The sequence below is a fragment of the Rhodobacter sp. SY28-1 genome (assembly GCF_005222785.1).
In the GTDB taxonomy this organism is placed as follows: Bacteria; Pseudomonadota; Alphaproteobacteria; order Rhodobacterales; family Rhodobacteraceae; genus Tabrizicola.
The window spans coordinates 957,496-980,453 of the sequence record NZ_STGH01000003.1; the positions used below are offsets into that span (position 1 = coordinate 957,496).

Below are 22,958 nucleotides of genomic sequence, written 5' to 3' on the forward strand. Positions count from 1 at the left end.
CTATCCCGCCCATTCCATCACGACCGCGCCGACCGCGATCAAGCCCATCAGCCCCGCCCGCACCGGCCCCACCTTCTCGCCCAGAACCAGCCAGCCGATCAAGGCGGCAAAGACGGTCGACGTCTCGCGCAGCACCGCTGCCTCGCCCACCTTGTCCAGCCGCGTGGCCAGCATGATCGAGCCGAAACTGAAATAGGCGACGAAAGCCCCCAACGCACCCCGCTTGAGCAAGGGCACGATCTCGGCGGCAGGAAGCTGCCGCCAGCGGCGATGCGTGACCAGCGGAATGAAGATCCCGTCCAGCATGAAGAACCACGCGAGGAACGTGAACGGGTCCGCCGTCGCCCGGATGCCATAGGCGTCATAGGTGGTATAGCAGGCCACCATCGCCCCCGTCGCCACGGCCAGCCACAAGGCAGGCACCATCGTCGCCCGATCCACCGTGACAGTCCGCAGGTTCCACAGCGCCAGCCCCAGGATGCCGCCCACCAGCAGCATCAGCCCTGCCCATTGCCCGGGCGCAAAGGTCTCGCCAAAGACGATCCCGGCCCCGATCACCGTGAAGAACGGCCCCGTCCCCCGCACCACCGGGTAGACCACGGTGAAGGCCCCCCGCGTGTAGGTCATCGCCTGCAGCACCTTGTAGACCGCATGGATCACGAAGGCCCCGGCAAAGATCGGCCACATATGCGGCTCGGGCCATGGCACGGCGAACAGCGCGAAGGGGGCCGCGATCACGCCGTAACTGACGTCAATCGCCGCACGGCTCAGCCAGGGATCATGCCGCCCTTTCTGCAACGCCCCGAACAACGCATGCAGGACGGCCGCCAGCAGCGCGAGCATCAGCGCCGCGTCATGCCCTGCGGGAGTGCCTTCGATCGACCGCAGGAATTCTGTCAAGGGGCCAGACCCGGGGTCCAAGCGACACTCACCCGAGCCCCCCTGAAGACCCGTGCCAGCGCCTCGGGACCCGTCGGGTCGTCAGCCAAAGCCAGCATCCCCAGTTGCGCCGCCCCGATCCCGGTGTCCGAGGCGACATCCAGGACCAGACGGCCACGGCCCTGCGGCAGCGCCTGGATGACGGCTTCCAGCGCCCCGGCATTCGCTTCACCCAGAACTGTCTCGGGCACTGCAGAGACTGCCCCGTTCAGCGCTGCCCGCGCCGCCAGCACCGCTTCGGTCCCGGTCGCCCCAGGCTCCAGCTGCGCACCCAGAGCCTCAAGCACCGGCCGCAAGGTGCGGCCATCGTTCAGCCATTCCAGATGCAGCCTGCTTACCCGCCCGGCCAGAAGTGACGACACAGCCAGGTCAGCCCCCGCGATCTCGCCCCACACGACCAGTTCAGCGCCACCAGACAGGCCCAGATGACCGCGCTCCACCCGCAGCAGGTCCCCGGCCTCATCCCGCCGCAGCGCCAGCCGCAGCTCAGCCGACTGCAACCGCACCAAGTCCCGCAGCCAGTCCGGCATGTCCCGGTTGTTCAGCGCCGGGGCTACCCTCAGGCCCTCACCCTCGATCTCCAGCGCGACCAGCCGCTCACCCAGCACCTCGCCCCGGACCCGCAGCTCCTCTGCGCTGACGCGAACGTCGCCTCCGGAAGAACGTGCCCCGTCCAGCACGCACCAGCCATCCCGCATGGCAGCCGGTGGCGCCACCAGATCGCCGTCCACCACCCCCGCCACCAGCGCGGTCAAGGCGGCGCAATCCGCAGGCACAGGCTCGGCCCCCGCCGGACCCGCCAGCAGCGCGACCACCAGCGCGGCCTCACGGCGCATCGGCACGGCTCCATCCCACATCGACCGTCACCCCCTGGAACAGCGGCGCGGCCTCGGTGATCGAGGTCGGGACCCCCGTCACCGCATAGCCGCCAAGCCGCACCGGCCCAAGGCCCGGCTCAGCCCGCAGGCCCAACGTCAACTCGCCCGAAGGGTTCGGCAAATCGTCAACGAAGGCCACCAGCGCCGCCTTGCTCTCTTCGGGAAAGCTCGACCCCGGCAGGTCCGCGACGAAGGCCTCGACCTCTGCCTGCATCCCCGCGAAAGCCGCGTCCATGTCACCCTCTGGCGGCAGTACGACCGGCCCCAGCGCCATCAGCACATACCACTCGAACAGCCCATGCGTCGTGATCCGCGCGTCGAACTCGGTCAGTGCGAAACCCGTGGCCGACATCTGCATCGCCCCGGTCGAGGACAGATCGACCCCCGTCACCGTCGCCGAGGCCTCCACCAGATTCTCGCCCGGAAAGTCGACGCTCAGCCCTTCCAGCCGCAACACCTTGGCCGCCAGGTCCCAGGCCAGCGACATCTCGGCATCAATCGCATTCGGTCGGGACTGCGCCGCGAAGAGCCAGTCCATCTGTCCGTTCCCGGTCTGCACCACCAGCCGCAGCCCGTCGACCACGACTTCCAGCCCTTCTGGCCGGCTCGACCCATCCGCAATCCAGCCCAGCGCCGAGCCCCGAAACCGCAGCCGGTCCATGTGCCAGTCGGGAAGGTACTGCCCCTGCAGGTCCAGAACCAGGGCCTCGACCAGACACCAGTCACCGTCCTGCACGACGCCACGGACGGTCGGGCTTCCAACCGCCGCAAACCCCTCGCTCACCCTGGCCCAGGCCGCCTCGCACAGCGCCTGCCCTGCCAGCCCTTCGGCCCCAGCCGGAACCGTCAGCGCCAGAACCACAAAGCCCGCCCGGATCACCCCTCGGCCCCGACCAGCGCTTTCGCGAACTCCTCCGGGTCGAAGGGGGCAAGATCGTCGATCTGCTCGCCCACCCCGATGGCATGGATCGGCAGGCCGAACTTGTCGGCCAGCGCGACCAACACGCCGCCCTTCGCCGTCCCGTCCAGCTTGGTCATCACCAGCCCCGAGACATCGGCGATCTTGCGGAAGATATCGACCTGGGTGACCGCGTTCTGCCCCGTGGTCGCGTCCAGCACCAACAGTGTATTGTGCGGCGCTGTCGGGTCCACCTTGCGGATCACCCGCACGATCTTCGCCAGCTCCTCCATCAGGTCCTGCCGGTTCTGCAAGCGCCCCGCCGTGTCGATCATCAGAAGGTCCGCCCCCTCGGCCCGTGCCTTGGTCAGCGCATCGAAGGCCAGCGAGGCCGGGTCCGACCCTTCGGGTGCCGTCAACACCGGCACCCCGGCCCGGCTCCCCCAGATCTGCAACTGCTCCACTGCCGCGGCCCGGAACGTGTCGCCCGCCGCGATCACAACCTTCTTCCCCGCCGCCTTGAACTGGCTGGCGAGCTTCCCGATCGTCGTCGTCTTGCCCGACCCGTTCACGCCGACCACCAGCACGACCTGCGGCTTCTGAGGGTACAGCGGCATCGGCCGCGCCACCGGCCCCATGATCCGTGCCACTTCCCCGGCCAGCGCCGCGCGCAATTCGCGGGTGGAAATCTTCCGCCCGAACCGCCCCTCGGCGATGTTCGCCGTCACCCGCACCGCGGTATCGACGCCCATATCGGCCTGGATCAGCAGTTCCTCCAGGCTTTCCAGCATGGCATCGTCCAGCACCCGGCGCGGCTCCTCCACCGCGCCCCGCCCGAACAGGCGACCCAGAAGGCCCGGCTTCGCAGGCTCCGGCGCCTCGGCCACGATGGCCGCATGGCCCCGACCCTGTGGCGTCGAGTCTTCTGGCATCGGCAGGTCCGGCTCTGGCTCTACCGGCTCCGGCACTTCCGGCAGGTCCGGCTCGGGCACCTCGGGCGCCAATGGCTCTGGCAGTTCGGGCACCGGATCGGGCAGCTCGCGCGGCGGGTCCTTCGGGTCCTCGGCGCCTTCCGCGACCAGCGCCTCCAACCCCTCGCCGATCTTGTCCGAAGACCGGAACATCCGCTCCTTGAGCTTCTTGAAGAACGACATGGGCTGGCCCTCCGGGCTGTTTCCTTTCACCTAGTCGCTTTGGCGGGCCATTGGAAGTGCGTCCCCCCGCACTGCAAGGCTCCTCGTTCGACTTCGTCTCCTCCTCGCACGGTCGCGCCCCTGCGAGGAGGAACGAAGTCCCCGACGAGCCTTCCCGGGCGGGGCGCGCGTCCCGTCACCCCGCATGGCTGACCGCTCCCCAGGCGATCAGCGCCTGCCCGGCCCAGTAGGCAGGCCAGAGCGCCAGTGCCAGCCCCCGCCTTGCGCCTTGGTCCTTCACCACGAACAGCTGCAAGGCCAGCATCAGGTCCGAAAGGATGAACAGCGCCGCCCCCAGCCGCAGCACCTCCTGTCCCGGATGCGCGGGCAACAGGACCGCAGCCACGCCCATCAGCCCGATCAACCCGACATAGCCCCGCACTGGCTGGCGGAGTTCCCCCGTCCGCGGCGCAAGCCAGCCTTCGGTCGACAGAAGCAGCACCAGCAGAAGGCCCAGCGCCACCTGTTCCACCACCGAAAGCCCGTCGAACCCAATCTCGCCCGACCGCCAGAGAAAGCCCCCCGTATAGGCCAGATGCCCCAGCCCGAATGCCGCCACCCCGGCCAGGAACCGCCGCATCCCGCCTAACGCCAGGAACAGATCGCCCAGCGCCCCCAGCGCCAATCCCAGCGGGATCAGCCAGAACCAGCCGCCGTAAGGCATCGCCAGCGCCAGCACCGCCAGCAGCGCCGTCGAGGCCGTCTTGACCACCGCCCCCGCCGTCCCCTTCACCTCGCGCGTCGCGAACAGCACCCAGTAGGCCAGCGCCGCCACCAGCGACATCAAGGCAGTTGCAAGCGCCAGCATTTCGCCCAAGTTGTCCGGCATGACCGCCCCCAAAAGCCCCACAATCAGCCCTGACGTCCAGCCTCCCCCGGACCAGACCCCGATGCAAGCCCGCCCCCTGCCCCTTGCCGCCTTCGCTGCAGCCGCGCTCAGCCCCCTCGCGCTGATCGCCGTCGCCGCGGCTGCGGGGGGCCTCTGGCTCTGGGCGGCTTTCCTCTACATGGCTGTCCTCACCGTCCTCCTCGACCAGCTGATCCCGCTCACCGCCGGGCAGACCGACGATACCGAGTTTCCCGCCGCCAATACCCTCCTCGTCGCCGTGGGCCTCGGCGCGCTGATCTTCCTCCCCCTCGCCACCTGGGCCATCGCAGGTCCCTCCGCGCTGTCCCCCGGCGAACGCATCCTTCTCTTCTTCGCCACCGGCTTCTGGCTCGGCCAGGTCGGCCACCCCGCCGCCCACGAACTCATCCACCGCTCCCACCGCTGGCAGTTCCGCCTTGGCGCTGCCTACTATTCCGCGATCCTCTTCGGCCAGCACGCCAGCGCCCACCGGCTTGTCCACCACCGCCACGTCGCCAGCCGCGCAGACCCCAACACCGCCCGTGCGGGCGAAAGCTTCTACCGCTTCGCCCCCCGCGCCTGGATCGGCAGCTTCCGCGACGGCGCCCGGGCCGAGACCGCCCTCCGCGCGGGCCGCGGCCTGCACCCCTATGCGCTCTACCTCGGCCTCAGCGCCGCCGTCCTGATCCTCGCCACCCTGATCGCGGGCCTCCCCGGCCTCCTTGCTTGGACCGGCCTTGCGCTTCATGCGCAAAGCCAGATCCTCCTCTCCGACTACGTCCAGCACTACGGCCTGACCCGCGCCCACCGCCCCGACGGCAAGCTCGAAGCCGTAGGCCCTGCCCACAGCTGGAACACCGCGCATTGGTTTACCTCGGCGATGATGCTGAACGCCCCGCGCCACTCCGACCACCACGTCCATCCCTCCCGCCCCTTCCCCGCCCTGCACCTGCCTGATGACGCCCCCCGCCTGCCCTGGCCCCTGCCCCTCGCCTGCGCCCTCGCCCTTTCCCCCCGCACCTGGCGCCGCGCCATCGCGCCCCACCTTGCCCGGTGGCGGAATACCCGACCCACCGACACCCCCCGGGACACGTCGGCTTGACTGGCCATCCCGCCCTGCCTCTGGCACTCTGCCCCCAGACCGAACGGAGCCTTCCATGCGAGCCTGCCTTCTGCCCCTGATCCTTGCCGCCACCCCGGCGCTGGCCGAAACCCCGCTCAATGCCGACGAATTCGACGCCGCCACCGTCAACCAGACCCTGACCTACGATTACGGCGGCGGCCTTTTCGGCACCGAGGAGTACCTGGAGGGTCGCCGCGTCCGCTGGGCCTTCGAGGGCGATCTCTGCATCTACGGCGTCTGGTACCAGAAGAATGACGAGATCTGCTTCGAGTACGAAAATGACCCCACCCCGGCCTGCTGGCTGTATTTCCTGGACAACGGCAAGATCCGCGGCCGCTACATGGGTGAAGGCGGCGGCTGGGAAATCCTCGAATCCTCCCGCGACGACGGCCCCCTGCCCTGCGCCGGACCGGACGTCGGCGTTTGACGGCATGCGGCTTGCGCTGATCCTTTCGGCCTGGCCTGCGATTGCCTCGGCCCAGACCCCGCTGACCGGGGCCGAATTCCAGTCCCATATCGGCCAGAACACCTTCAGCTATCGCTACAGCAACGGCGTGCGCGGCACGGCGGACTACGGACCGGACCGCAGGCTGCTCTGGGCTTTCGAGGATGCCCGCTGCTTTGAAGGCTACTGGTTCGACGAAGGAAACCAGATCTGCTTTGCCTATGCGGACGGCACGCTCTCGGCCTGCTGGCACTTCTTCAAGGACGAAGGCCGGCTGCGGGGCGAGGCCACCTTCCTCTCCTCGGGCAACTCGCTCGACCTCGAAATCCACGAAGTCTCGCACAGCGACCAGCCGCTGCGCTGCGCCGGCCCGGACGTGGGGGTATGACGATGCGCCTGACCCTTGCAGCCTTCGCCATCGCCGCAGCCTTCCCGGCCCTTGCCGACACCCCGATCACGCCCGAGGCGTTCGAGGCGCACGTCACCGGCAAGACCGTGACCTACCGGCAGTTCGACAGCATCTTCGGGATCGAGGAATACCTGCCCGACCGCAAGGTCAGATGGAGCGTGGCGCCCAACGAGTGCCAGTACGGCAGCTGGTATCCGCAGGACGATGACATCTGCTTCGTCTACGAATACGATCCCACCCCCGCCTGCTGGACCTTCTGGCTGAAGAACGGCGCTCTTGTGGCATTGTCGGTCACGTCCGCACCGGGCGAGGAACTCTACGAAGTGTCCGCCGATGACACTCCCCTGCCCTGCCCCGGCCCGGATGTAGGCGTCTGACATGCGCCTGACCGCAGCCGTGCTTCTCTTTGCCCAGTCAGCCTCCGCCCAGACCCCGATGACCCCCGAGGAGTTCGACCGCTGGTCCACCGGGCGCACGCTCGACTATTCGACCGACGGTCAGATCTGGGGGTCCGAGGCCTATTTCCCCGACCGCCGCGTTCGTGACGCCGATACGGGCGGCCCCTGTCGGGACGGCTACTGGTACGCCGATGGCGATGCGGTCTGCTTCGTCTATCCCGGCTTCGACGGCACCCATTGCTGGCTTTACTGGCGCGACGGCGATGCGGTCTTCGCCAAACCCGTGCAGTCCGCGCCCGAAGACGCCCAGCAACACGTCACTCTCGCCGCAGCACCGCTCGACTGCCCCGCACCGGATGTGGGCGTCTGACGATGCGCACGCTTCTGGCCCTCCTCCTTGCCACCGGCCCGGCCTTCGCCGAGGAACCTCTCACCGCAGAAGACTTCGACGCCCTGACCCGGGGTCGCAGCATGACCTGGGCGGAATTCGGCACCGTCTACGGCGTCGAACAATACCTCCCCGACCGCCGCGTCCGCTGGGCCGTTGTCGGCGACGACTGCAAGACCGGTCACTGGTATGCGGATGGCCCGGCGATCTGCTTCAAATACGAAGACGACATCGAGCCCGACTGCTGGATCATCACCCGCTCGGGCGACGGCTTCAGCGCCCGCTACACCCTGAACCCGCCCGAGGCAGAGCCCGTCACTGTCACGGAAACCCTCGATCCCCCCGCCTGTTTCGGCCCCGAGGTCGGCGTCTGATGCGCCTCCTCCCGGCAGCCCTCGCCCTCCTCGCGGCGTCCGGCGCGGCGCTCGCCCAGTCTGATGCCCCGATGTCGGTCGAGGACTTCGAAGCCTTCGTTCAGGGCCGCACCATGGACACCTACGACCAGACCGGCCGCTACGGCGTGGAAACCTTCCTCCCAGGTCGCCGCGCAATCTGGCGCGATGCAGAACAGTGCCTGGAAGGCAGCTGGCGGCCCGAGGGCGACCTGATCTGCTTCGACTATCAGGGCGATCCGACGACCCGTTGCTGGACCTACCATGACCGTGGCGGCTGGCTGATGTCCTGGGAAAATGGCGACCGCGCGACCGAGCCGATCATGCTTTATCCGTCGCAAGAGGTCGCCACCTGCGAAGGGTACTTCGGCGTATGACGCCCCTTCGGCATTCGGTCGCGCTCCTTTGCATTGCCCTGCCCACCGCAGGCCAGGACCGTCCGCTGACCGGGGCCGAGTTCGAGGCCATCGTCGAAGGCAAGACCATGGACACCTACGACGAAACCGGACGCTTTGGTGTCGAGACCTTCCTGCCCGGCCGCCGCACCTTGTGGCGCGACGCGGATCGGTGCCTGAAAGGGACCTGGACCGAAGCCGACGGCATCGTCTGTTACACCTACGAAGGCGACGATCCCGGACCTTTCTGCAGCAGCTTCTACGACCGTGGCGGCTGGCTGATGGGGTTCGAAGACGGCATCTGGGGCAAGGACCCGATCATGCTCTACCCCTCGCAGGACGTAGTGACCTGCGACGATTTCCTTGGCAGCTGATGCCAGGCCCTGCCCAACACAGCACGCTCTGCCCACCCGGCGCCCAAATTTCCTAAGCAAGAAATTTGCCAAAATCCTTCCTCAACGATTTTGCCGCAACGACCCACCTTGGGCGCAATCAGGGTTAATTCTTTCCGAACGCCCACGCGCAACCCGTTGAAATCGCTTGATCGACGAAAGGCGCCCAGCGTGGACAAGGCCTCAGAAAAGGCTTCCCTGCCCCCCATCCGCATCCCCCTTCGCCCGCTTTCCGGAACGACCGCCGACCACCATCCGCCCGTCCCGGAACTCGATCTCCAGCACCGCCGCCTTCTCCGCCCCGGCCTTCGAGGTGACGACCGCCCCATCCCCCCGCACGACCGCATAGCCCCGCTTCAGCGTCGCATGATAGCCCAGCGTCGCCCGCGTCCGGTCCAGCGCCTCCAGCCGATCGGTCAGCCGCGCGAACCGCGCCGCAGGCGCCGCCTCCAGCCGGTCTGCCAGCACCGCCAGACGCGCCCGCCCTTCCGCCGTCCGCCGTCCCGCATCGCCCAGCATCCGTGCCAGCGCCGGGGCCAGCCGCGCCGCCAGCCCCTCCAGCCGCTCCCGCCGCCGCTCCTGCCGCAGCAGGATCGCCCGCGCCAGCCGCTCCCCCCGCCCGGTCAGCAGATCGCGCTGCCGCGCCATCAGCCCCCGCAGCGCTGCCGGCTGCAGCCGCCCCGCCACCCGGTCGAACTCCCGGTGCTTCTTCGAGACTGCCAGCCCCAACCCAGAACCCAGCCGCAGGATCGCCGCATCCAGCCGCTGCCGGGGCGTGGCCACCAGCGTCTCGACCCGCGGCAATGCCCGCGACAGGTCCCGCAGCCTTTGCCGCCGCAGCACCACCCCCTGCCCGACCCCGCGCACCAGCCGCGCGCCCAGCGCCTCCAGCGTCGCGAGGAGTTCCAGCCGCACCGGCACCGCCAGTTCCGCCGCTGCTGTCGGGGTCGGCGCCCGAAGGTCGGCCGCATAGTCGATCAGCGTAGTGTCCGTCTCGTGCCCCACGGCGCTGATCAGCGGAATCGCCGACCCCGCCGCCGCCCGCACCACGATCTCTTCGTTGAACCCCCAGAGATCCTCCAGCGACCCGCCGCCCCGCGCGACGATCAGCACATCCGGCCTTGGGATCGGCCCGCCAGCCTCAATCGCGTTGAACCCGCGGATCGCGGCGGCAACCTGCGCCGCACAATCCTGCCCCTGCACCGCGACCGGCCAGACCAGCACATGCCGGGGGAAACGATCCCGCAGCCGGTGCAGGATGTCCCGGATCACCGCCCCGGAGGGAGAGGTCACCACCCCGATCACCTTCGGCAGATAAGGAATCGGCTTCTTCCGCGCGGCGTCGAACAACCCTTCCGCCCCCAGCGCCGCCTTCCGCTTCTCCAGCATCGCCATCAACGCACCCGCCCCTGCCGGGGCCACATCATCGACGATCAGCTGATACTTCGACTGCCCCGGGAACGTGGTCATCCGCCCGGTGGCGACAACCTCCATCCCCTCCTCGGGGCGCACCTGCATCCGCGCCACCTGCCCCTTCCAGCTGATCGCCGCGATCACGCTGCGGTCATCCTTCAGGTCAAAGTACAGATGCCCCGAGGCCGGACGCGACACCCGCCCCACCTCGCCCCGCACGCGAACAAGGCCGAACTCCCCCTCGATCACCCGCTTCACCGCGCCCGAAAGCTCGGACACGGTGTATTCCGGCTGGTTCCCCTGCGGGGCGGGGTTGTCGTCGATCAGGTCCATGCTTGCCCTCCGTCGCCCCCGACCCTATGACGCCCGCAACGAAAGTCCAAGCGGGGGCGCAGCCCATGAACATCCTCATCCTCGGTTCCGGCGGCCGCGAACATGCCCTCGCCTGGGCGGTCAAACAGAACCCAAAATGCGACCGCCTCATCGTTGCTCCGGGTAACGCCGGGATCGCCATGCTGGCCGAATGCGCTGACATCGACATCCTCGACGGCGCGACCGTGGTGACCTTCTGCGAGGAAAACGCCATCGACTTCGTCATCGTCGGCCCCGAGGCGCCGCTCGCCGCCGGGGTCGCCGACGCAGCCCGCGCCGCGGGCCTCCTCACCTTCGGCCCCTCCGCCGCCGCCGCGAAACTTGAGGCCTCGAAAGCCTTCACCAAGGACATCTGCGACGCCTGCGCCGCCCCCACCGCCGCCTGGGCCCGCTTCACCGAACCCGACCCCGCAAAAGCCTACATCCGCGCCCAGGGCGCACCCATCGTGGTCAAGGCCGACGGCCTGGCGGCGGGCAAGGGCGTCGTCGTCGCGATGTCTGAAGCCGAGGCCCTTGCCGCCATCGACGACATGTTCGGCGGCAGCCTCGGCGCCGCGGGGGCGGAAGTGGTGATCGAGGAGTTCATGGACGGCGAGGAAGCCAGCTTCTTCATTCTCACCGACGGCACGAACGCCCTGCCCATCGGCACCGCCCAGGACCACAAGCGCGCGGGCGACGGCGACACCGGCCCGAACACCGGCGGCATGGGCGCCTACTCCCCGGCCCCCGTCCTGACCGACGCCCTCCAGAAACAGGCGATGGACCAGATCGTCCTGCCCACGATCGCCGAGATGGCCCGGCGCGGCACTCCATATCAGGGCGTCCTTTACGCGGGCCTGATGATCAAGGACGGCAAGGCACGCCTCGTCGAATACAACTGCCGTTTCGGCGACCCCGAGGCGCAGGTCCTGATGATGCGCCTTGGCGCACAGGCCCTGGACCTGATGCTCGCCTGCGCCGAGGGGCGGCTGGACGAAGTGCAGGTGAACTGGGCCGACGACCATGCCCTGACCGTGGTGATGGCCACCCAGGGTTACCCCGGCGCCTATGCCAAGGGATCACAGATCCGGGGGCTCGAAGAGCTTCCCGAAGACAGCCGCCACATGGTGTTTCACGCGGGCACCGCACAGCGCGACGCACAGATCATCGCAACCGGCGGCCGTGTCCTCAACGTCACCGCCCGCGGTGCCACCCTGCGTGAGGCGTGCGACGCCGCCTATGCCATGATCGACCGCATCGACTGGCCTGCGGGCTTCTGCCGCCGCGACATCGGCTGGCGGGCGCTTTCCGAATAGCGCGGAACGCGCTCATTTTCGCGGCCGCAACCACTTGCACCCACCCCGGGCCTTGCATAAGACGCGCGGGGATTTGACGGGCCCTTAAGGGGGGGACCATGCCGCTTCTGGTGATGAAATTCGGGGGAACCTCGGTCGCCGACCTCGCGCGGATCGAGAACGCCGCGAAGAAGGTGCAGGCCGAGGTCGAGCGCGGCTATGACGTGATCGTCATCGTCAGCGCCATGTCGGGCAAGACCAATGAACTCGTTGGCTGGGTCGAGACCACGTCAAAGCTCTATGACGCCCGTGAGTACGATGCTGTCGTATCTTCGGGCGAGAACGTGACCGCCGGTCTGATGGCCCTGCGCCTGCAGGAAATGGGCGTGCCCGCCCGCAGCTGGCAGGGCTGGCAGGTGCCGATCAACACCACCTCGGCACATGGCCAGGCCCGGTTCGTGTCGATCCCGCGCGACAACATCGACGCGAAGTTTGCCGAAGGCTTCAAGGTCGCCGTCGTGGCGGGCTTCCAGGGCCTCTCGCCTGAAGGCCGCATCACCACGTTAGGTCGCGGCGGCAGCGACACCACCGCCGTCGCCTTCGCCGCCGCTTTCGGCGCAGAGCGCTGTGACATCTACACCGACGTCGACGGGGTCTATACCACCGACCCCCGCATCAGCCCCAAGGCGCGCAAGCTCGACAAGATCGCCTTCGAGGAGATGCTTGAACTTGCCTCCCTTGGCGCCAAGGTGCTGCAGACCCGGTCCGTCGAACTGGCGATGCGCTACAAGGTGCGGCTGCGGGTCGTCTCCTCGTTCGAGGAGGTTGACGAAAACTCTGGAACCCTGGTCTGCGACGAGGATGAAATCATGGAATCGAAAGTTGTGTCCGGCGTCGCCTATTCCCGCGATGAGGCGAAGATGACGCTTCTGAAGGTCGAGGATCGCCCCGGCGTTGCCGCCGCGATCTTTGGCTCGCTGGCCGATGCGGGCGTGAATGTTGACATGATTGTCCAGAATATCAGCGAGTTGGACAAGCCGACGGACAACCGGGCCTATACCGACATGACCTTCAGCCTGCCGACGAACCAGGTCGAGCGCGCGAAGAAGGCCATCGAGGATGCAAGCGCCGCCGGCAAGTTCGTCTTTACCGAGCTTGTCACCGACAGCGACGTTGCCAAGGTCTCGGTGGTAGGGATCGGGATGCGGTCCCAGGTCGGTGTCGCGGCCAAGATGTTCGCAGCCCTTGCGGCGGAAAACGTGAACATCAAGGTCATCACCACCTCCGAGATCAAGATCTCCGTCCTGATCGACCGCAAGTACATGGAACTGGCGGTCCAGGCCCTGCACGACACGTTCGAGCTGGAGAAGGCCTGAGCCTTTCTGCCGGACAGGGCCGCTCAAGAAAGCGCCAGATCGGGATGCCCGGTCTGGCGCTTTGCATTTCACGCTCCGCCAGGCGGCGGAAGCAGGCCCAGCAGGTCCTGATTGCAGGCCGCTCCCGCCATGTTGCCACCCGCCGCAGCCGCGGGGGCCGAAGCGAAGGACCGGGTCAGATCGCCCGCTGCGAAAACGCCGGGAATCGAGGTCCGCTGGAACATGTCCACGCTGACAAAGCGCCCGGCGGGGATCTGGGTCATCGCGCAACCCAGGTCATCGGCAAAGGGCGCCGCGGGCTCGAAACGGCCCTGCAGATACAAAGCCTGCATCGGCACAATTGCGCCATCCGCAAGGACAACGCCCGAGATCACGCCCGCCTCGTGCAGCACCTGCGCTACTCGGCCTGCCACGCGGCGCAGGCCAGGACGGTCCAGCGCACCCGGATCATCGACCGGATGGCCATTCTCCAGATAGACCAGATCGTCGGTCCAGGCCGACAAATGCCGTGCCTGATGTGCAAAACCCGGGCCCGAGACCAGAAGGCCGGTCGTCCGGTCGGCAAGTTCGTAGCCATGGCAATAGGGGCAGGCGTTGGCTGTGATTCCCCAACACGCGACCAGACCCGGAATCTCGGGCAGGATGTCGCGCTGGCCATAGGCAAGGATGACGCGGTCAGCGCGGATCATTTCTGGTCCCTCGATGATGAATGCCCCGGCACTGCCGGTGATCGAGCCAACCCGTCCCGTCAGGTGGCCTGCGGTGGGATAGGCAAGCACTTCGGCCAGGCCGCGCGCGCGGATTTCGTCTGGTGACACCCCGTCCAGCCCCAGAACCCCGTGCGAATGGCTGGCAAACCGGTTGCGGTTCAGGCCCTCGTCCACCAGCACCACGCGCCTGCGCGCTCGCGCCAGCATGAGCGCGGCCGAAAGCCCTGCGAAACTTGCACCGATCACGGCAACATCTGCGGTAGTATGGACGGGCATCTTGACCTCTCGAATCAAACATAACTATGATAGTTACATGAAACGTGACAGCAGGCTATCCCTCGCCCTGCACATCCTGGGCCACATGGGCGCACGGCCGGGCGAGGTGTTGCAGTCAGAAACCCTCGCCGCCTTTCACACCACCCATCCGGTTGTCGTGCGCCGGACGCTCGGCCTTCTGCGCGCGGCGGGCATCGTCGCCTCGACCCGGGGCCATGCCGGGGGCTGGCGACTTGCGGCCGACCCGGCCAAGGTCAGCATTGCCGATGTCTATCGAGCTTTGGGGGAACATCTCGACCCTGCCCCCGGCGCGGGACCGGACAATCCGCCGACCTGCGCTATCGAACGCGCGCTGCACCGCACCTGGGACGACGCTGTCTCCCTGGCCGAAACGGCGCTCCTCTCCCGCCTGTCGCAAGTCAGTCTTGCCGATCTTTCGGGCAGCTTTGCCGAAGGGCTGTCGGCGACGCATGAGCACAGTTCCCCTGCGGCCCCGCCTGTGCTCTAAGGGCAAAAACAACCCTGGGGAGCCCGATGCCCGAACGCAGTGAAAGCGACAGCCGCAAGCTTCTGCGCCGCCTGCGCGATGTGCTGTCGGTTTCGGGCGGGGGCCAGGACCGGCTGGACCGCATCACCCATCTGATCGCCGACAGCATGGGAACCGAGGTCTGCTCGATCTACCTCTTCCGCGACCCCGAGACGCTGGAACTGTGCGCCACCGAAGGGCTGAAACCGGAAGCCGTCCACCAGACACGGATGAAGCTGGGCGAAGGGCTTGTGGGACGCGTCGCGCGCACAGGCCAGCCCGTCAACACCGCCGACGCGCCGTCCGAAAAGGGCTTCCGCTACATGCCCGAGACGGGGGAAGAACTCTTCTCCTCCTTCCTCGGCGTCCCGATCCAGCGGGTTGGCGAGAAACTGGGCGTCCTCGTCGTCCAGTCGAAGACCGCCCGCCAGTTCTCCGAAGACGAGATCTACGCCCTCGACGTCGTCGCCATGGTGCTGGCCGAGATGACCGAGCTTGGCGCCTTCACCTCGGGCGACGGCGCGATGCGGGCCTTGCACAAGCAGCCGGTGATGTTCCGCGCCACCTCGGGCCAGGAAGGCGCGGCCGAGGGCCGGGTCTGGCTGCACGAGCCCCGCGTCGTCGTCACGAACCCGGTCGCCGACGACCCCCTGACCGAGATCGAGCGCATCAAGGCCGCCGTTGGGGAACTCCGCGTCTCCATCGACGACCTCCTCGCCGCCGAACAGCTGGACAAGGACCAGAAGCAGGTGCTTGAGGCCTACCGCATGTTCGCCCATTCCCGCGGCTGGCTCCGCCGGATGGAAGAAGACATCATGCGCGGCCTGTCGGCCGAAGCTGCGGTGGAAAAGGAACAGTCCGCCGCCCGCGCCCGGATGGAACAGGTCCCCGACCAATACCTCCGCGAACGGCTGCAGGACCTCGACGACCTCTCGAACCGCCTCCTCCGCATCCTCACCGGCCAGGGCAAGGACACGGGCGCCGAGATGCCCGACAACCCGGTCCTCGTGGCCCGCAACATCGGACCCGCTGAACTTCTGGACTATGGCCGCAAGCTGAAGGGCGTGGTGCTGGAGGAAGGCTCCGTCGGCTCCCACGCCGCCATCGTCGCCCGCGCCCTTGCCATCCCGCTGGTCATAAACGCAAGCCGTGTCGTGGCCGAGGCCTTGAACGGCGACCACATCCTGGTCGACGGCGACCAGGGCATCGTCCACCTGCGCCCCGAGGAAGCCGTCGCCCGCGCCTTCCGCGACAAGATCGCCATGCAGGCCGAGGCTCAGAAGCGCTATGCCTCGCTCCGCAACCTGCCCGCGACCACGCTCTGCGGCACCACGATCGCGCTCCACATGAACGCGGGCCTGATGGCTGACCTTCCATCGCTCGAAGGCTCGGGCGCCGAAGGCGTCGGCCTCTTCCGCACCGAGCTGCAGTTCCTCGTCCGCTCCAAGATGCCGCAGCGCGCCGAACTCGCCCGCCTCTACACCCGGGTCATGGATGCCGCCAAAGGCCGCCGCGTGGCCTTCCGCACCCTCGACATCGGGTCCGACAAGGTCCTTCCTTACATGAAACCGCCGGAAGAGCCGAACCCCGCCATGGGCTGGCGCGCGATCCGGGTCGGCCTCGACAAGCCGGGAGTCTTGCGGATGCAGCTGCAGGCGCTGATCCGTGCCGCGAACGGCCGGCCCCTGACGATCATGTTCCCCCTCATCACCGAGCTCAGCGAATTCCAGGCCGCCCGCAGCCACACCCTGCGGGAGCTTCACCGCGAAAAATCCCTTGGCCACCCGGTCCCCGAACGGATCGAGATCGGCGCGATGATGGAGACGCCATCGCTCGCCTATGCACCCAAGGCCTTCTTCGAACTGACCGATTTCATCAGCGTCGGCGGCAACGACCTGAAGCAGTTCTTCTTTGCCGCCGACCGCGAAAATGAACTGGTCCGCCGCCGCTACGACACGCTGAACCTGACCTTCCTGAACTTCCTGGAACACATCGTCGCCCGCTGCGCGGAAACCGGCACCATGCTCTCGTTCTGTGGCGAGGACGCGGGTCGCCCGATCGAGGCGCTGGCACTGGCCGCCATCGGCTTTCGCACCCTGTCGATGCGCCCGGCCTCGGTCGGTCCGGTGAAGGCGCTGCTCCGCAAGGTCGATCTGGCACAGGCGCGCAAGGTGATCGAGCGCGCCCGCGCGGACGGCGCCGAAAGTGCAAGACCCGCGCTGATGGATTGGCTGACCACCGTCGACACCTGATGGCCGTGGCAGGGGTCAGTCCCCGACCGCTGCCTCGATAAGTCCGGCGTCGCGCAGCATGTCCAGAAGACCCTGCACATCGCCCGCGATCCGCTCTGGATCTTCCGTCGGAAAGGCCTCGGCCAGCACATCGAGGATTTCCTGCGGCGTGACCGGGTCCTCCAGCAATGTCCAGATCACCGTCGCCAGCGCATCCATCCGGTGAATGGCCAGCCCATGCGTGTCGGCGAGATAGAGGGTTTCCCCAATCGTTTCGGCAGTCGTCCCCGCCTTCTGCTGGATTGGTGATCCGTCCCGCAGACCCCCGGCCTCGGGTTCGTCGAACCGGGCAAGCTGGAACTGCCGTTCGGCACCTGCCGCCTCTGGAAACTCGTCCCTCCAGTCGCGGAACGCTGCGCCAAGGCAGGTGACCGCATCTGCCAGCCCGGAATAGGTCAGGCGGAACACCGGCCTTTCCGCCAGGGTCGCGGCCATCGCCTGCAGGATGTCACCGGAATGTCGGTCGCGGGTGAAGTTCTGGTGCAACAGCGCATCCATGGCGACATCCGGCGGCACCCGCTCCAGCCGGGCTTCGGTCGCATCGTCCTGCCGGTCCAGGATGACGAAGGCTCCAACCGGACAGGTGTCGCCGTGCAGCGGCAGGTTCGGCAGGGTCAGGTAGAGGTATTGTCGGTTCTGCGGCCCGCTTGCCGCAGCGACCCAGTCCCGGAAATCGGGCGGCGCGCTGTCTGGCAGCGGCAGACGCAAGCGGGGCGCGATCCCCATCGCAAGGCCGACGGCATGGCTGTCTTCGGTGAAAAGCAGGGGGAGCACATCGTCGCTGAAGACCCGATGCCCGGCCATGGCCAGCGCTGCCGACAGCGTGCTTTTTCCGGCCCGCCGGATGTTTGGAAAGACGACCAGGCGCCCCGCCATCTCGACCGCCGCCGCATGCAGGCAGATCAGCCGTGGATCCTCGGCCGGAAGCGCAAAAGACATGGCCGACACGGCATCGCAGATCGCATTGACCGGATCGTAGTGTTGCACCGGGCGCTCTTCGACATGCCATTCGCAGCGAAAGCGCGCCTTGTCCTCGGTGTCGTGGATCGAAAAGAACGGCTGCACTGCGCTATCTTCCGCCCGTTCGTGAAAGCGCCAGCCAGTCATCACCTTTGGCAGCAGCGCGTGGACCGGCGCGGCACCTTCCAGCCGCAAGGGCGCTGCCATCCCTTCAAACACGATGTCCCGTTGCATCGGCATCTGCACCCGATACCCCTGGCGCAGGGTCGTCGCGCCAAGGGCCAAGGTCTTGGTCGTCAGGGCGCCGGGTTCGAGCATCCGGCATCGTCGTCATCTGGACCCGAGCAGGTGCTGGGCGTGGTCGACTGGCTGGGGGTCGTGGTCTTGCTGGGCGTCGTGGTCTTGCTGGGCGTCGTGGTCTTGCTGGGAGCGCTGGTCGGGCTCGGGGCGCTGGCAGGGCTCGGGGTGCTGGTCGGGCTCGGGGAACTGGTGCCGCTCGAACCGCTGCTGGCTTGCGCCATGCTCAAGGTGGTGACGGCCGGGGCGGCATAGGCGCCGAGCGCAAGGGCGGCGATGCGGGTCAGGGCCTTGCGGCGCGAAAAGCTGCGTTCATCTGCGTCTTGGGTCATCGAGTTCTCCTACTTGATTCTTACAGACCGAAGTCCCAGGCATGTCAGATTTACGACGGCTGGGATGACCAAGGCTTGCGGCAGGAAAACGGCCTTGGCTACTTGCCAGCGGTTTATTCCGGCGAATTAAACCTAAGGTATACGCGCCTTTCCGCGCGCTGCTGCCCGGATGAATGGCACCGACAGGGCACCATCGCAGATGGCGCAGGCCGCAAGGGTCATGCGGCACGGCCTTGCAGCGGCTTCCCCTGCAACGGACGGCTGATCTTGCCCGGTCGGGGTCATTTCACCCAATCCGACCGGCGGCCCACGCCGAAAAGGCGGAAGGATCAAGGACTTGAGATTCCCCTAACGCCCGCAGCCAACCATTTGTTTTCATTTCATTATGCCGTTTTGTCCACCGTGGACACAAGCTTCACCCGGCCGCAAAAAGGCCCGCATGAACCCGCCGCAGTTCAGCCTTCTGAACCTTCCCCATCGCGTTCCGGGGCAAGTCCTCCAGCACCAGCACCCGCTTCGGAATCTTGAACGCCGCCAGCCGGTCCCGCAGCGCATCCCGGACAAGCCCTTCGTCCAGAACCGTCCCCTTGGTTGCCACCAGACAGGCCACCACCGCCTCGCCAAAATCCGGGTGCGGCACCCCGATCACCGCGCTGGCCGCGACGCCGGGAAGTTCATCCAGCGCCGCCTCGACTTCGGCCGGGTAGACATTCAGCCCGCCGGTGATGACCAGATCCTTGGCCCGGCCCAGAATCGACAGGTAGCCCTCGGCATCAAAGGCCCCCATGTCGCCGGTAATGAACCAGCCCTCGCGGAACTCCTCCGCCGTCTTCTCCGGCAGCCGCCAGTAGCCCTTGAAGACGTTCGGCCCCCGGACCTCGATCGCCCCCGCCTCGCCCTGCGGCAACTCCCCGCCGTCCGGCCCGGTGATCCGCACCTCGACCCCCGGCAGCGGCATCCCCACCGTCCCCGCCCGCCGCGCGCCGTCATGGGGGTTCGAGGTGATCATGTTCGTCTCGGTCATCCCGTAGCGCTCCAGGATCGCATGCCCCGTCCGCTCGCTCCACTCGGCATGGGTGGCGGGCGACAGCGGGGCAGAGCCCGAGATGAACAGCCGGACATGCGCGGTCGCGTCGCGGGTCAGCCCCGGTTCCGCCAATAGCCGGGTGTAGAAGGTCGGCACCCCCATCATCACCGTAGCCTTGGGCAACGCAGCCAGGACGGCAGCAGGCTGGAAGGCGGGGTGGAAGATCATCGAGGCGCCGGAATACAGCACGCAGTTCGTCGCGACGAAAAGGCCGTGGGTGTGGAAGACCGGCAGCGCGTGCAGGAGGACGTCGGTTTCGGAAAACCGCCATAACCCCACCAGCGCCTCGGCGTTCGAAGCCAGGTTCTCCCGCGTCAGCATCACTCCCTTTGACCGCCCCGTCGTGCCCGAGGTGTAGAGGATCGCCGCCACATCGTCCGGCCTGTGCATGGGATCGGTGAAATCGCTTGACTGCTCTTTTGCCTGCGCCAGCAGATCGGGCAGCGCCATGACCCGTGCCCCAAGGGCCGCCAGACCCTCTGCCCTGGCGGGATCGGTGACAGCCAGCGCAGGTTCGGCATCAGTCAAGAAGTGCGCGGTCTCGGACACCGTATAGCCAGGGTTCACCGGCAGAAAGATCACCCCGGCCCGCAGGCAGGCAAGATACAGCGACAGGACCGCCTCGCACTTCTCGACCTGCACCAGCAGGCGGTCGCCCGGCCGCAGACCCAGCGACACCAGCGCGTTCGCCAGCCGCCCCGTCTCGGCCAACAGGTCGCCATAGCTGGCACCTCCGACGATCCAGGTCCGGCCCGGCGTCGCCGCCATCTGCTTCAGCGATGTGATGACATCTGCGCTCATGACCCTGCCTCCGCCGCCTCGTCCGGGGTTTAGCCGTGGCGGCGGCACAACCCAAGAATTTTCGCCGAAACTTTTTGCGGCCCGGGATCAGGCCTTGATCACCTTCGGAGGCGTCACCGCGATGCGGAACTCGGCTTCGACCGCGTCGGTTCCGTGGGTCCTGGCCAGGTCCAGAAGCGCGAAGCGGACGCGGGCGATCTCGCGGTAGTAGGACAGGAAGGCCGCGTTCATCGCGGCACCCGACACCGCGCCAAGGATCGGGACGGCCTGGGCGGCGACCTTCTGGCCAAGGACCGTGGCCAGACGGGGCGCGATAGCGGCGATCAGGTTCTGCACCGTCGATCCGGTCAAGGCCAGACGCGTGCCGATGAACGAGGTGTTCACCCCGTCATCGTCCTTGAGCGGACTGCCCGCCGCAAAGACCTGCAGGCACTCGGCCCGCACCCAATCCTCATCCGGATCAAATCCGGCATCGCGGGCCGCCGCGCGGATCGCATTCAGAAACAGCGTCACCGTGACCGGAAGTTCCGCAACAGCCGTCGGCAGGCCACCAACCCCGCCCGCGGCTCCGGTTGCGATGACGGCGGCCAGCGGGCCGCGCGCGCCAAGGTCCGGGGTGCGGGCCGCGATCCCATAGGAGGCTTCCAGCGCCTGCGCTGTCACCCGTTCGATCTGGGCGCGGACCGCCTCGGGCAAGACGGAAAGCTGGTTTTCCAGCGTCGTTCCAAGGCGGTTCACCAGCCGGATCACCGGCCCGTTCGCGCGCTTGTAGCGGCGGGCAAGGTCGGCAACCTGAGAAGACAGATCGATTGCGGCAGGAAGGGTCTGGTCCATGGTCTTGATATGGGTGCCCCTGATCCGGCTGCAATGGGGCTCAGGTCGCTTTGGTCACGGTGCCGGTCACCCCGTTCCAGGCCCCCGCCTTCAGCTCCAGCCCCAGGATGCGGTCCGGGTTCGTCGGCGGCGGCATCTCGACCCCGTCCAGCTTCCGAAACCCGAAGCGGCCGTAATAGGGTGCATCCCCCACCAGCATCACCCGCTCCCAGCCCAGACGCCGCGCTTCGGCCAGGCTTTCGTTGATCAGAAGCGCCCCAAGCCCTTCGCCCTGGTGGGTCGGGTGGACGGCCACAGGGCCAAGCAGAAGCACGTCCTGTTCGCCGATCAGCGCGGGCCAGTAACGGATCACCGCCGCCAGCGCGCCGTCCTCGTCGCGGAGCGTCAGGCAAAGCGGGGCCACGGTCGGGACACCATCGCGTAGGCGGTATGAGGACAACGCGGTACGGCCAGGGGCGAAACAGAGATCATAGAGGGCTTCCACCTCCCACCAGTCGTCTTCCGTCTCTTCCTCAAGCTTGTACACGCGCCGTTGATCCCACTCGAAGCCCTTGCCGAATCCACTGGCACCGGCCCGTAACATGGCGCAGGGTCACGATCAATTTGTGAAACAGGACTTGCCGATGTTCTACCGACCCGCCGAAGGCCATGGGCTGCCGCACAGCCCGTTCTCGGCCATCGTCTCGCCCCGGCCCATCGGCTGGATTTCGACCCGCGCCAGCACGGGCGACAACCTGGCGCCCTATTCTTTCTTCAACGCCGTGGGTTATACGCCACCACAGGTGATGTTCGCGGGCGACTATCGCGACAGCATGGTCAATGCGATGGAGTCAGGCGTCTTCGCGGTGAACATCGTCGCCGAAGCGGCGCTGGAAGCGATGAACGCGACCTCGGCCCGGTTCCCGCGTGGGACGGATGAGTTCACGGCAGCGGGTGTGGCCAAGGCGGAATGTGTTGCCATCGACTGCCCGCGCGTGGCCGATGCCCCTGCGACACTGGAATGCAGGGTGGTCAAGCTGGTGGACCTCCTTGGCCCGGAAAAGGTCCTGATCGGCGAGGTCGTGGGCATCCACATCCGCGACGACTGCCTGGTGGATGGCCGCCTGGACCCGACCCGCTACGCCCCAGCCGCGCGGCTGGGCTATCACGACTACACCTTTGTCCGCGAAATCCGGGAACTGCGCCGCCCAAAGGACCCCGCCAAGGGATGACGCCCACCCGCCGCAAGATCGTCTATGCCGTCTCGTTCGAGGCCCTGGGAACGCTGGTCGTCTCGACCTACCTCTGGCTTCTGTCCGAGGCGAGCCCGGCATCCTCCTTCGCGCTGTCGGTCGTGACCGCGACGATAGCGCTGTGCTGGAGCTTCGTCTTCAACACCGGCTTCGAGGCCTGGGAGGCACGGCAACCGGTAAAGGGGCGGTCGCTGGCCCGCCGCACGACCCATGCGATCCTGTTCGAGGGCGGTCTGGTGCTCCTCCTCCTTCCGGTCATGGCCTGGTGGCTGGGGGTGACGCTTTGGCAGGCGCTGGTCTACGAGGCCGGGCTGATCGCCCTGTTCATCCTCTATACCTACCTTTTCACCTGGGGCTTCGACCGCGTCTTCGGCCTGCCTGCCTCGGCGCGGTAGGCCCTGCTCCCTTTGGCCTTGCGCCCAAGGCGGCAATCTGTATAAGGCCGCATCCTTTCCGCTTATCCATGAACCGGCGATGCCT

Annotated in this window: 26 protein-coding genes; 15 read left to right on the top strand and 11 right to left on the bottom strand. The window is 67.4% G+C overall.

Annotation, left to right across the window (positions count from 1 at the left end):
* From E8M84_RS18835 to E8M84_RS18855, 5 genes are all read right to left on the bottom strand, one after another.
* Positions 1-900, bottom strand: a complete 900-nt coding sequence (locus tag E8M84_RS18835; RefSeq protein WP_137112717.1) for an EamA family transporter — start codon at positions 898-900, stop codon at positions 1-3.
* Positions 897-1,775 (bottom strand): hypothetical protein, encoded by an 879-nt coding sequence (locus E8M84_RS18840; RefSeq protein ID WP_170971998.1) that lies wholly within the window; start codon positions 1,773-1,775, stop codon positions 897-899. Before E8M84_RS18840 ends, E8M84_RS18835 begins: the two co-directional genes overlap by 4 nt.
* A complete protein-coding gene (locus E8M84_RS18845) occupies positions 1,765-2,697 on the bottom strand; it encodes a hypothetical protein (protein ID WP_137112719.1) in 933 nt (310 codons plus the stop codon). The genes E8M84_RS18840 and E8M84_RS18845 overlap by 11 nt, the downstream gene beginning before the upstream one ends.
* Positions 2,694-3,869, bottom strand: coding sequence for a signal recognition particle-docking protein FtsY (gene ftsY, locus E8M84_RS18850; protein WP_137112720.1), 1,176 nt, complete (start codon positions 3,867-3,869; stop codon positions 2,694-2,696). The genes E8M84_RS18845 and ftsY overlap by 4 nt, the downstream gene beginning before the upstream one ends.
* A 175-nt stretch (positions 3,870-4,044) precedes the next feature.
* Positions 4,045-4,737, bottom strand: a complete 693-nt coding sequence (locus E8M84_RS18855) for a lysoplasmalogenase (RefSeq protein WP_137112721.1) — start codon at positions 4,735-4,737, stop codon at positions 4,045-4,047.
* On the opposite strand from E8M84_RS18855, the gene E8M84_RS18860 reads away from it, so the two are divergent.
* The 8 genes from E8M84_RS18860 to E8M84_RS18895 are packed head-to-tail and all read left to right on the top strand — an operon-like array spanning position 4,736 to position 8,679.
* On the top strand, positions 4,736-5,857 hold the full coding sequence (locus E8M84_RS18860) for an alkane 1-monooxygenase (protein WP_240790448.1): 1,122 nt from the start codon (positions 4,736-4,738) through the stop codon (positions 5,855-5,857). The genes E8M84_RS18855 and E8M84_RS18860 overlap by 2 nt on opposite strands.
* A 55-nt stretch (positions 5,858-5,912) precedes the next feature.
* The gene (locus tag E8M84_RS18865) at positions 5,913-6,305 is read left to right on the top strand and encodes a hypothetical protein (RefSeq protein ID WP_137112722.1); all 393 of its coding nucleotides are present in this window, start codon (positions 5,913-5,915) and stop codon (positions 6,303-6,305) included.
* Positions 6,306-6,309: 4 nt separating this feature from the next.
* Positions 6,310-6,711, top strand: a complete 402-nt coding sequence (locus E8M84_RS18870) for a hypothetical protein (protein WP_137112723.1) — start codon at positions 6,310-6,312, stop codon at positions 6,709-6,711.
* A gap of 2 nt (positions 6,712-6,713) precedes the next feature.
* Positions 6,714-7,109: a hypothetical protein gene (locus tag E8M84_RS18875; RefSeq protein WP_137112724.1), complete on the top strand. Its 396-nt coding sequence runs from the start codon at positions 6,714-6,716 to the stop codon at positions 7,107-7,109.
* Position 7,110: 1 nt separating this feature from the next.
* Positions 7,111-7,500, top strand: coding sequence for a hypothetical protein (locus tag E8M84_RS18880; protein ID WP_137112725.1), 390 nt, complete (start codon positions 7,111-7,113; stop codon positions 7,498-7,500).
* Positions 7,501-7,502: 2 nt separating this feature from the next.
* Positions 7,503-7,892, top strand: a complete 390-nt coding sequence (locus E8M84_RS18885) for a hypothetical protein (protein ID WP_137112726.1) — start codon at positions 7,503-7,505, stop codon at positions 7,890-7,892.
* Positions 7,892-8,287 carry a hypothetical protein gene (locus tag E8M84_RS18890; RefSeq protein ID WP_137112727.1) on the top strand — a complete coding sequence of 132 codons (396 nt, stop codon included), beginning with the start codon at positions 7,892-7,894 and terminating at the stop codon, positions 8,285-8,287. Before E8M84_RS18885 ends, E8M84_RS18890 begins: the two co-directional genes overlap by 1 nt.
* Positions 8,284-8,679, top strand: coding sequence for a hypothetical protein (locus E8M84_RS18895; protein WP_137112728.1), 396 nt, complete (start codon positions 8,284-8,286; stop codon positions 8,677-8,679). Before E8M84_RS18890 ends, E8M84_RS18895 begins: the two co-directional genes overlap by 4 nt.
* 201 nt (positions 8,680-8,880) lie before the next feature.
* On the opposite strand, the gene xseA is transcribed toward E8M84_RS18895, so the two are convergent.
* Positions 8,881-10,443, bottom strand: coding sequence for an exodeoxyribonuclease VII large subunit (xseA, locus tag E8M84_RS18900; protein ID WP_137112729.1), 1,563 nt, complete (start codon positions 10,441-10,443; stop codon positions 8,881-8,883).
* Positions 10,444-10,508: 65 nt separating this feature from the next.
* Here xseA and purD point away from each other — a divergent pair, with 65 nt between their 5' ends.
* Both purD and E8M84_RS18910 read left to right on the top strand, forming a co-directional pair.
* Entirely contained in the window at positions 10,509-11,777 is a 1,269-nt protein-coding gene (purD, locus tag E8M84_RS18905; protein WP_137112730.1) for a phosphoribosylamine--glycine ligase, read from the top strand.
* A gap of 98 nt (positions 11,778-11,875) precedes the next feature.
* Positions 11,876-13,132 (top strand): aspartate kinase, encoded by a 1,257-nt coding sequence (locus E8M84_RS18910; RefSeq protein WP_137112731.1) that lies wholly within the window; start codon positions 11,876-11,878, stop codon positions 13,130-13,132.
* Between the two features lie 68 nt (positions 13,133-13,200).
* Here the strand turns inward: E8M84_RS18910 and E8M84_RS18915 are convergent, their stop codons facing one another.
* On the bottom strand, positions 13,201-14,118 hold the full coding sequence (locus E8M84_RS18915; protein ID WP_137112732.1) for an NAD(P)/FAD-dependent oxidoreductase: 918 nt from the start codon (positions 14,116-14,118) through the stop codon (positions 13,201-13,203).
* Positions 14,119-14,155: 37 nt separating this feature from the next.
* Here E8M84_RS18915 and E8M84_RS18920 point away from each other — a divergent pair, with 37 nt between their 5' ends.
* Positions 14,156-14,626 carry an Rrf2 family transcriptional regulator gene (locus tag E8M84_RS18920; protein WP_137112733.1) on the top strand — a complete coding sequence of 157 codons (471 nt, stop codon included), beginning with the start codon at positions 14,156-14,158 and terminating at the stop codon, positions 14,624-14,626.
* Between the two features lie 26 nt (positions 14,627-14,652).
* Entirely contained in the window at positions 14,653-16,896 is a 2,244-nt protein-coding gene (gene ptsP / locus E8M84_RS18925) for a phosphoenolpyruvate--protein phosphotransferase (RefSeq protein ID WP_137112734.1), read from the top strand.
* Positions 16,897-16,911: 15 nt separating this feature from the next.
* On the opposite strand, the gene E8M84_RS18930 is transcribed toward ptsP, so the two are convergent.
* Positions 16,912-18,213 carry a PqqD family peptide modification chaperone gene (locus E8M84_RS18930; protein ID WP_137112735.1) on the bottom strand — a complete coding sequence of 434 codons (1,302 nt, stop codon included), beginning with the start codon at positions 18,211-18,213 and terminating at the stop codon, positions 16,912-16,914.
* A 39-nt stretch (positions 18,214-18,252) separates the two neighbouring features.
* On the opposite strand from E8M84_RS18930, the gene E8M84_RS18935 reads away from it, so the two are divergent.
* Positions 18,253-18,447 (top strand): hypothetical protein, encoded by a 195-nt coding sequence (locus tag E8M84_RS18935; RefSeq protein WP_137112736.1) that lies wholly within the window; start codon positions 18,253-18,255, stop codon positions 18,445-18,447.
* Between the two features lie 492 nt (positions 18,448-18,939).
* On the opposite strand, the gene E8M84_RS18940 is transcribed toward E8M84_RS18935, so the two are convergent.
* From E8M84_RS18940 to E8M84_RS18950, 3 genes are all read right to left on the bottom strand, one after another.
* Complete coding sequence (locus tag E8M84_RS18940) at positions 18,940-20,412, bottom strand: AMP-binding protein (RefSeq protein WP_137112737.1); 1,473 nt, start codon at positions 20,410-20,412, stop codon at positions 18,940-18,942.
* Positions 20,413-20,499: 87 nt separating this feature from the next.
* Positions 20,500-21,246, bottom strand: coding sequence for an EcsC family protein (locus E8M84_RS18945; RefSeq protein ID WP_137112738.1), 747 nt, complete (start codon positions 21,244-21,246; stop codon positions 20,500-20,502).
* 40 nt (positions 21,247-21,286) lie between these two features.
* Positions 21,287-21,772 (bottom strand): GNAT family N-acetyltransferase, encoded by a 486-nt coding sequence (locus E8M84_RS18950; protein ID WP_137112830.1) that lies wholly within the window; start codon positions 21,770-21,772, stop codon positions 21,287-21,289.
* Between the two features lie 97 nt (positions 21,773-21,869).
* On the opposite strand from E8M84_RS18950, the gene E8M84_RS18955 reads away from it, so the two are divergent.
* Entirely contained in the window at positions 21,870-22,457 is a 588-nt protein-coding gene (locus E8M84_RS18955; RefSeq protein WP_137112739.1) for a flavin reductase family protein, read from the top strand.
* Positions 22,454-22,873 (top strand): PACE efflux transporter, encoded by a 420-nt coding sequence (locus tag E8M84_RS18960; RefSeq protein ID WP_137112740.1) that lies wholly within the window; start codon positions 22,454-22,456, stop codon positions 22,871-22,873. The genes E8M84_RS18955 and E8M84_RS18960 overlap by 4 nt, the downstream gene beginning before the upstream one ends.
* Positions 22,874-22,958 lie beyond the last annotated feature (85 nt).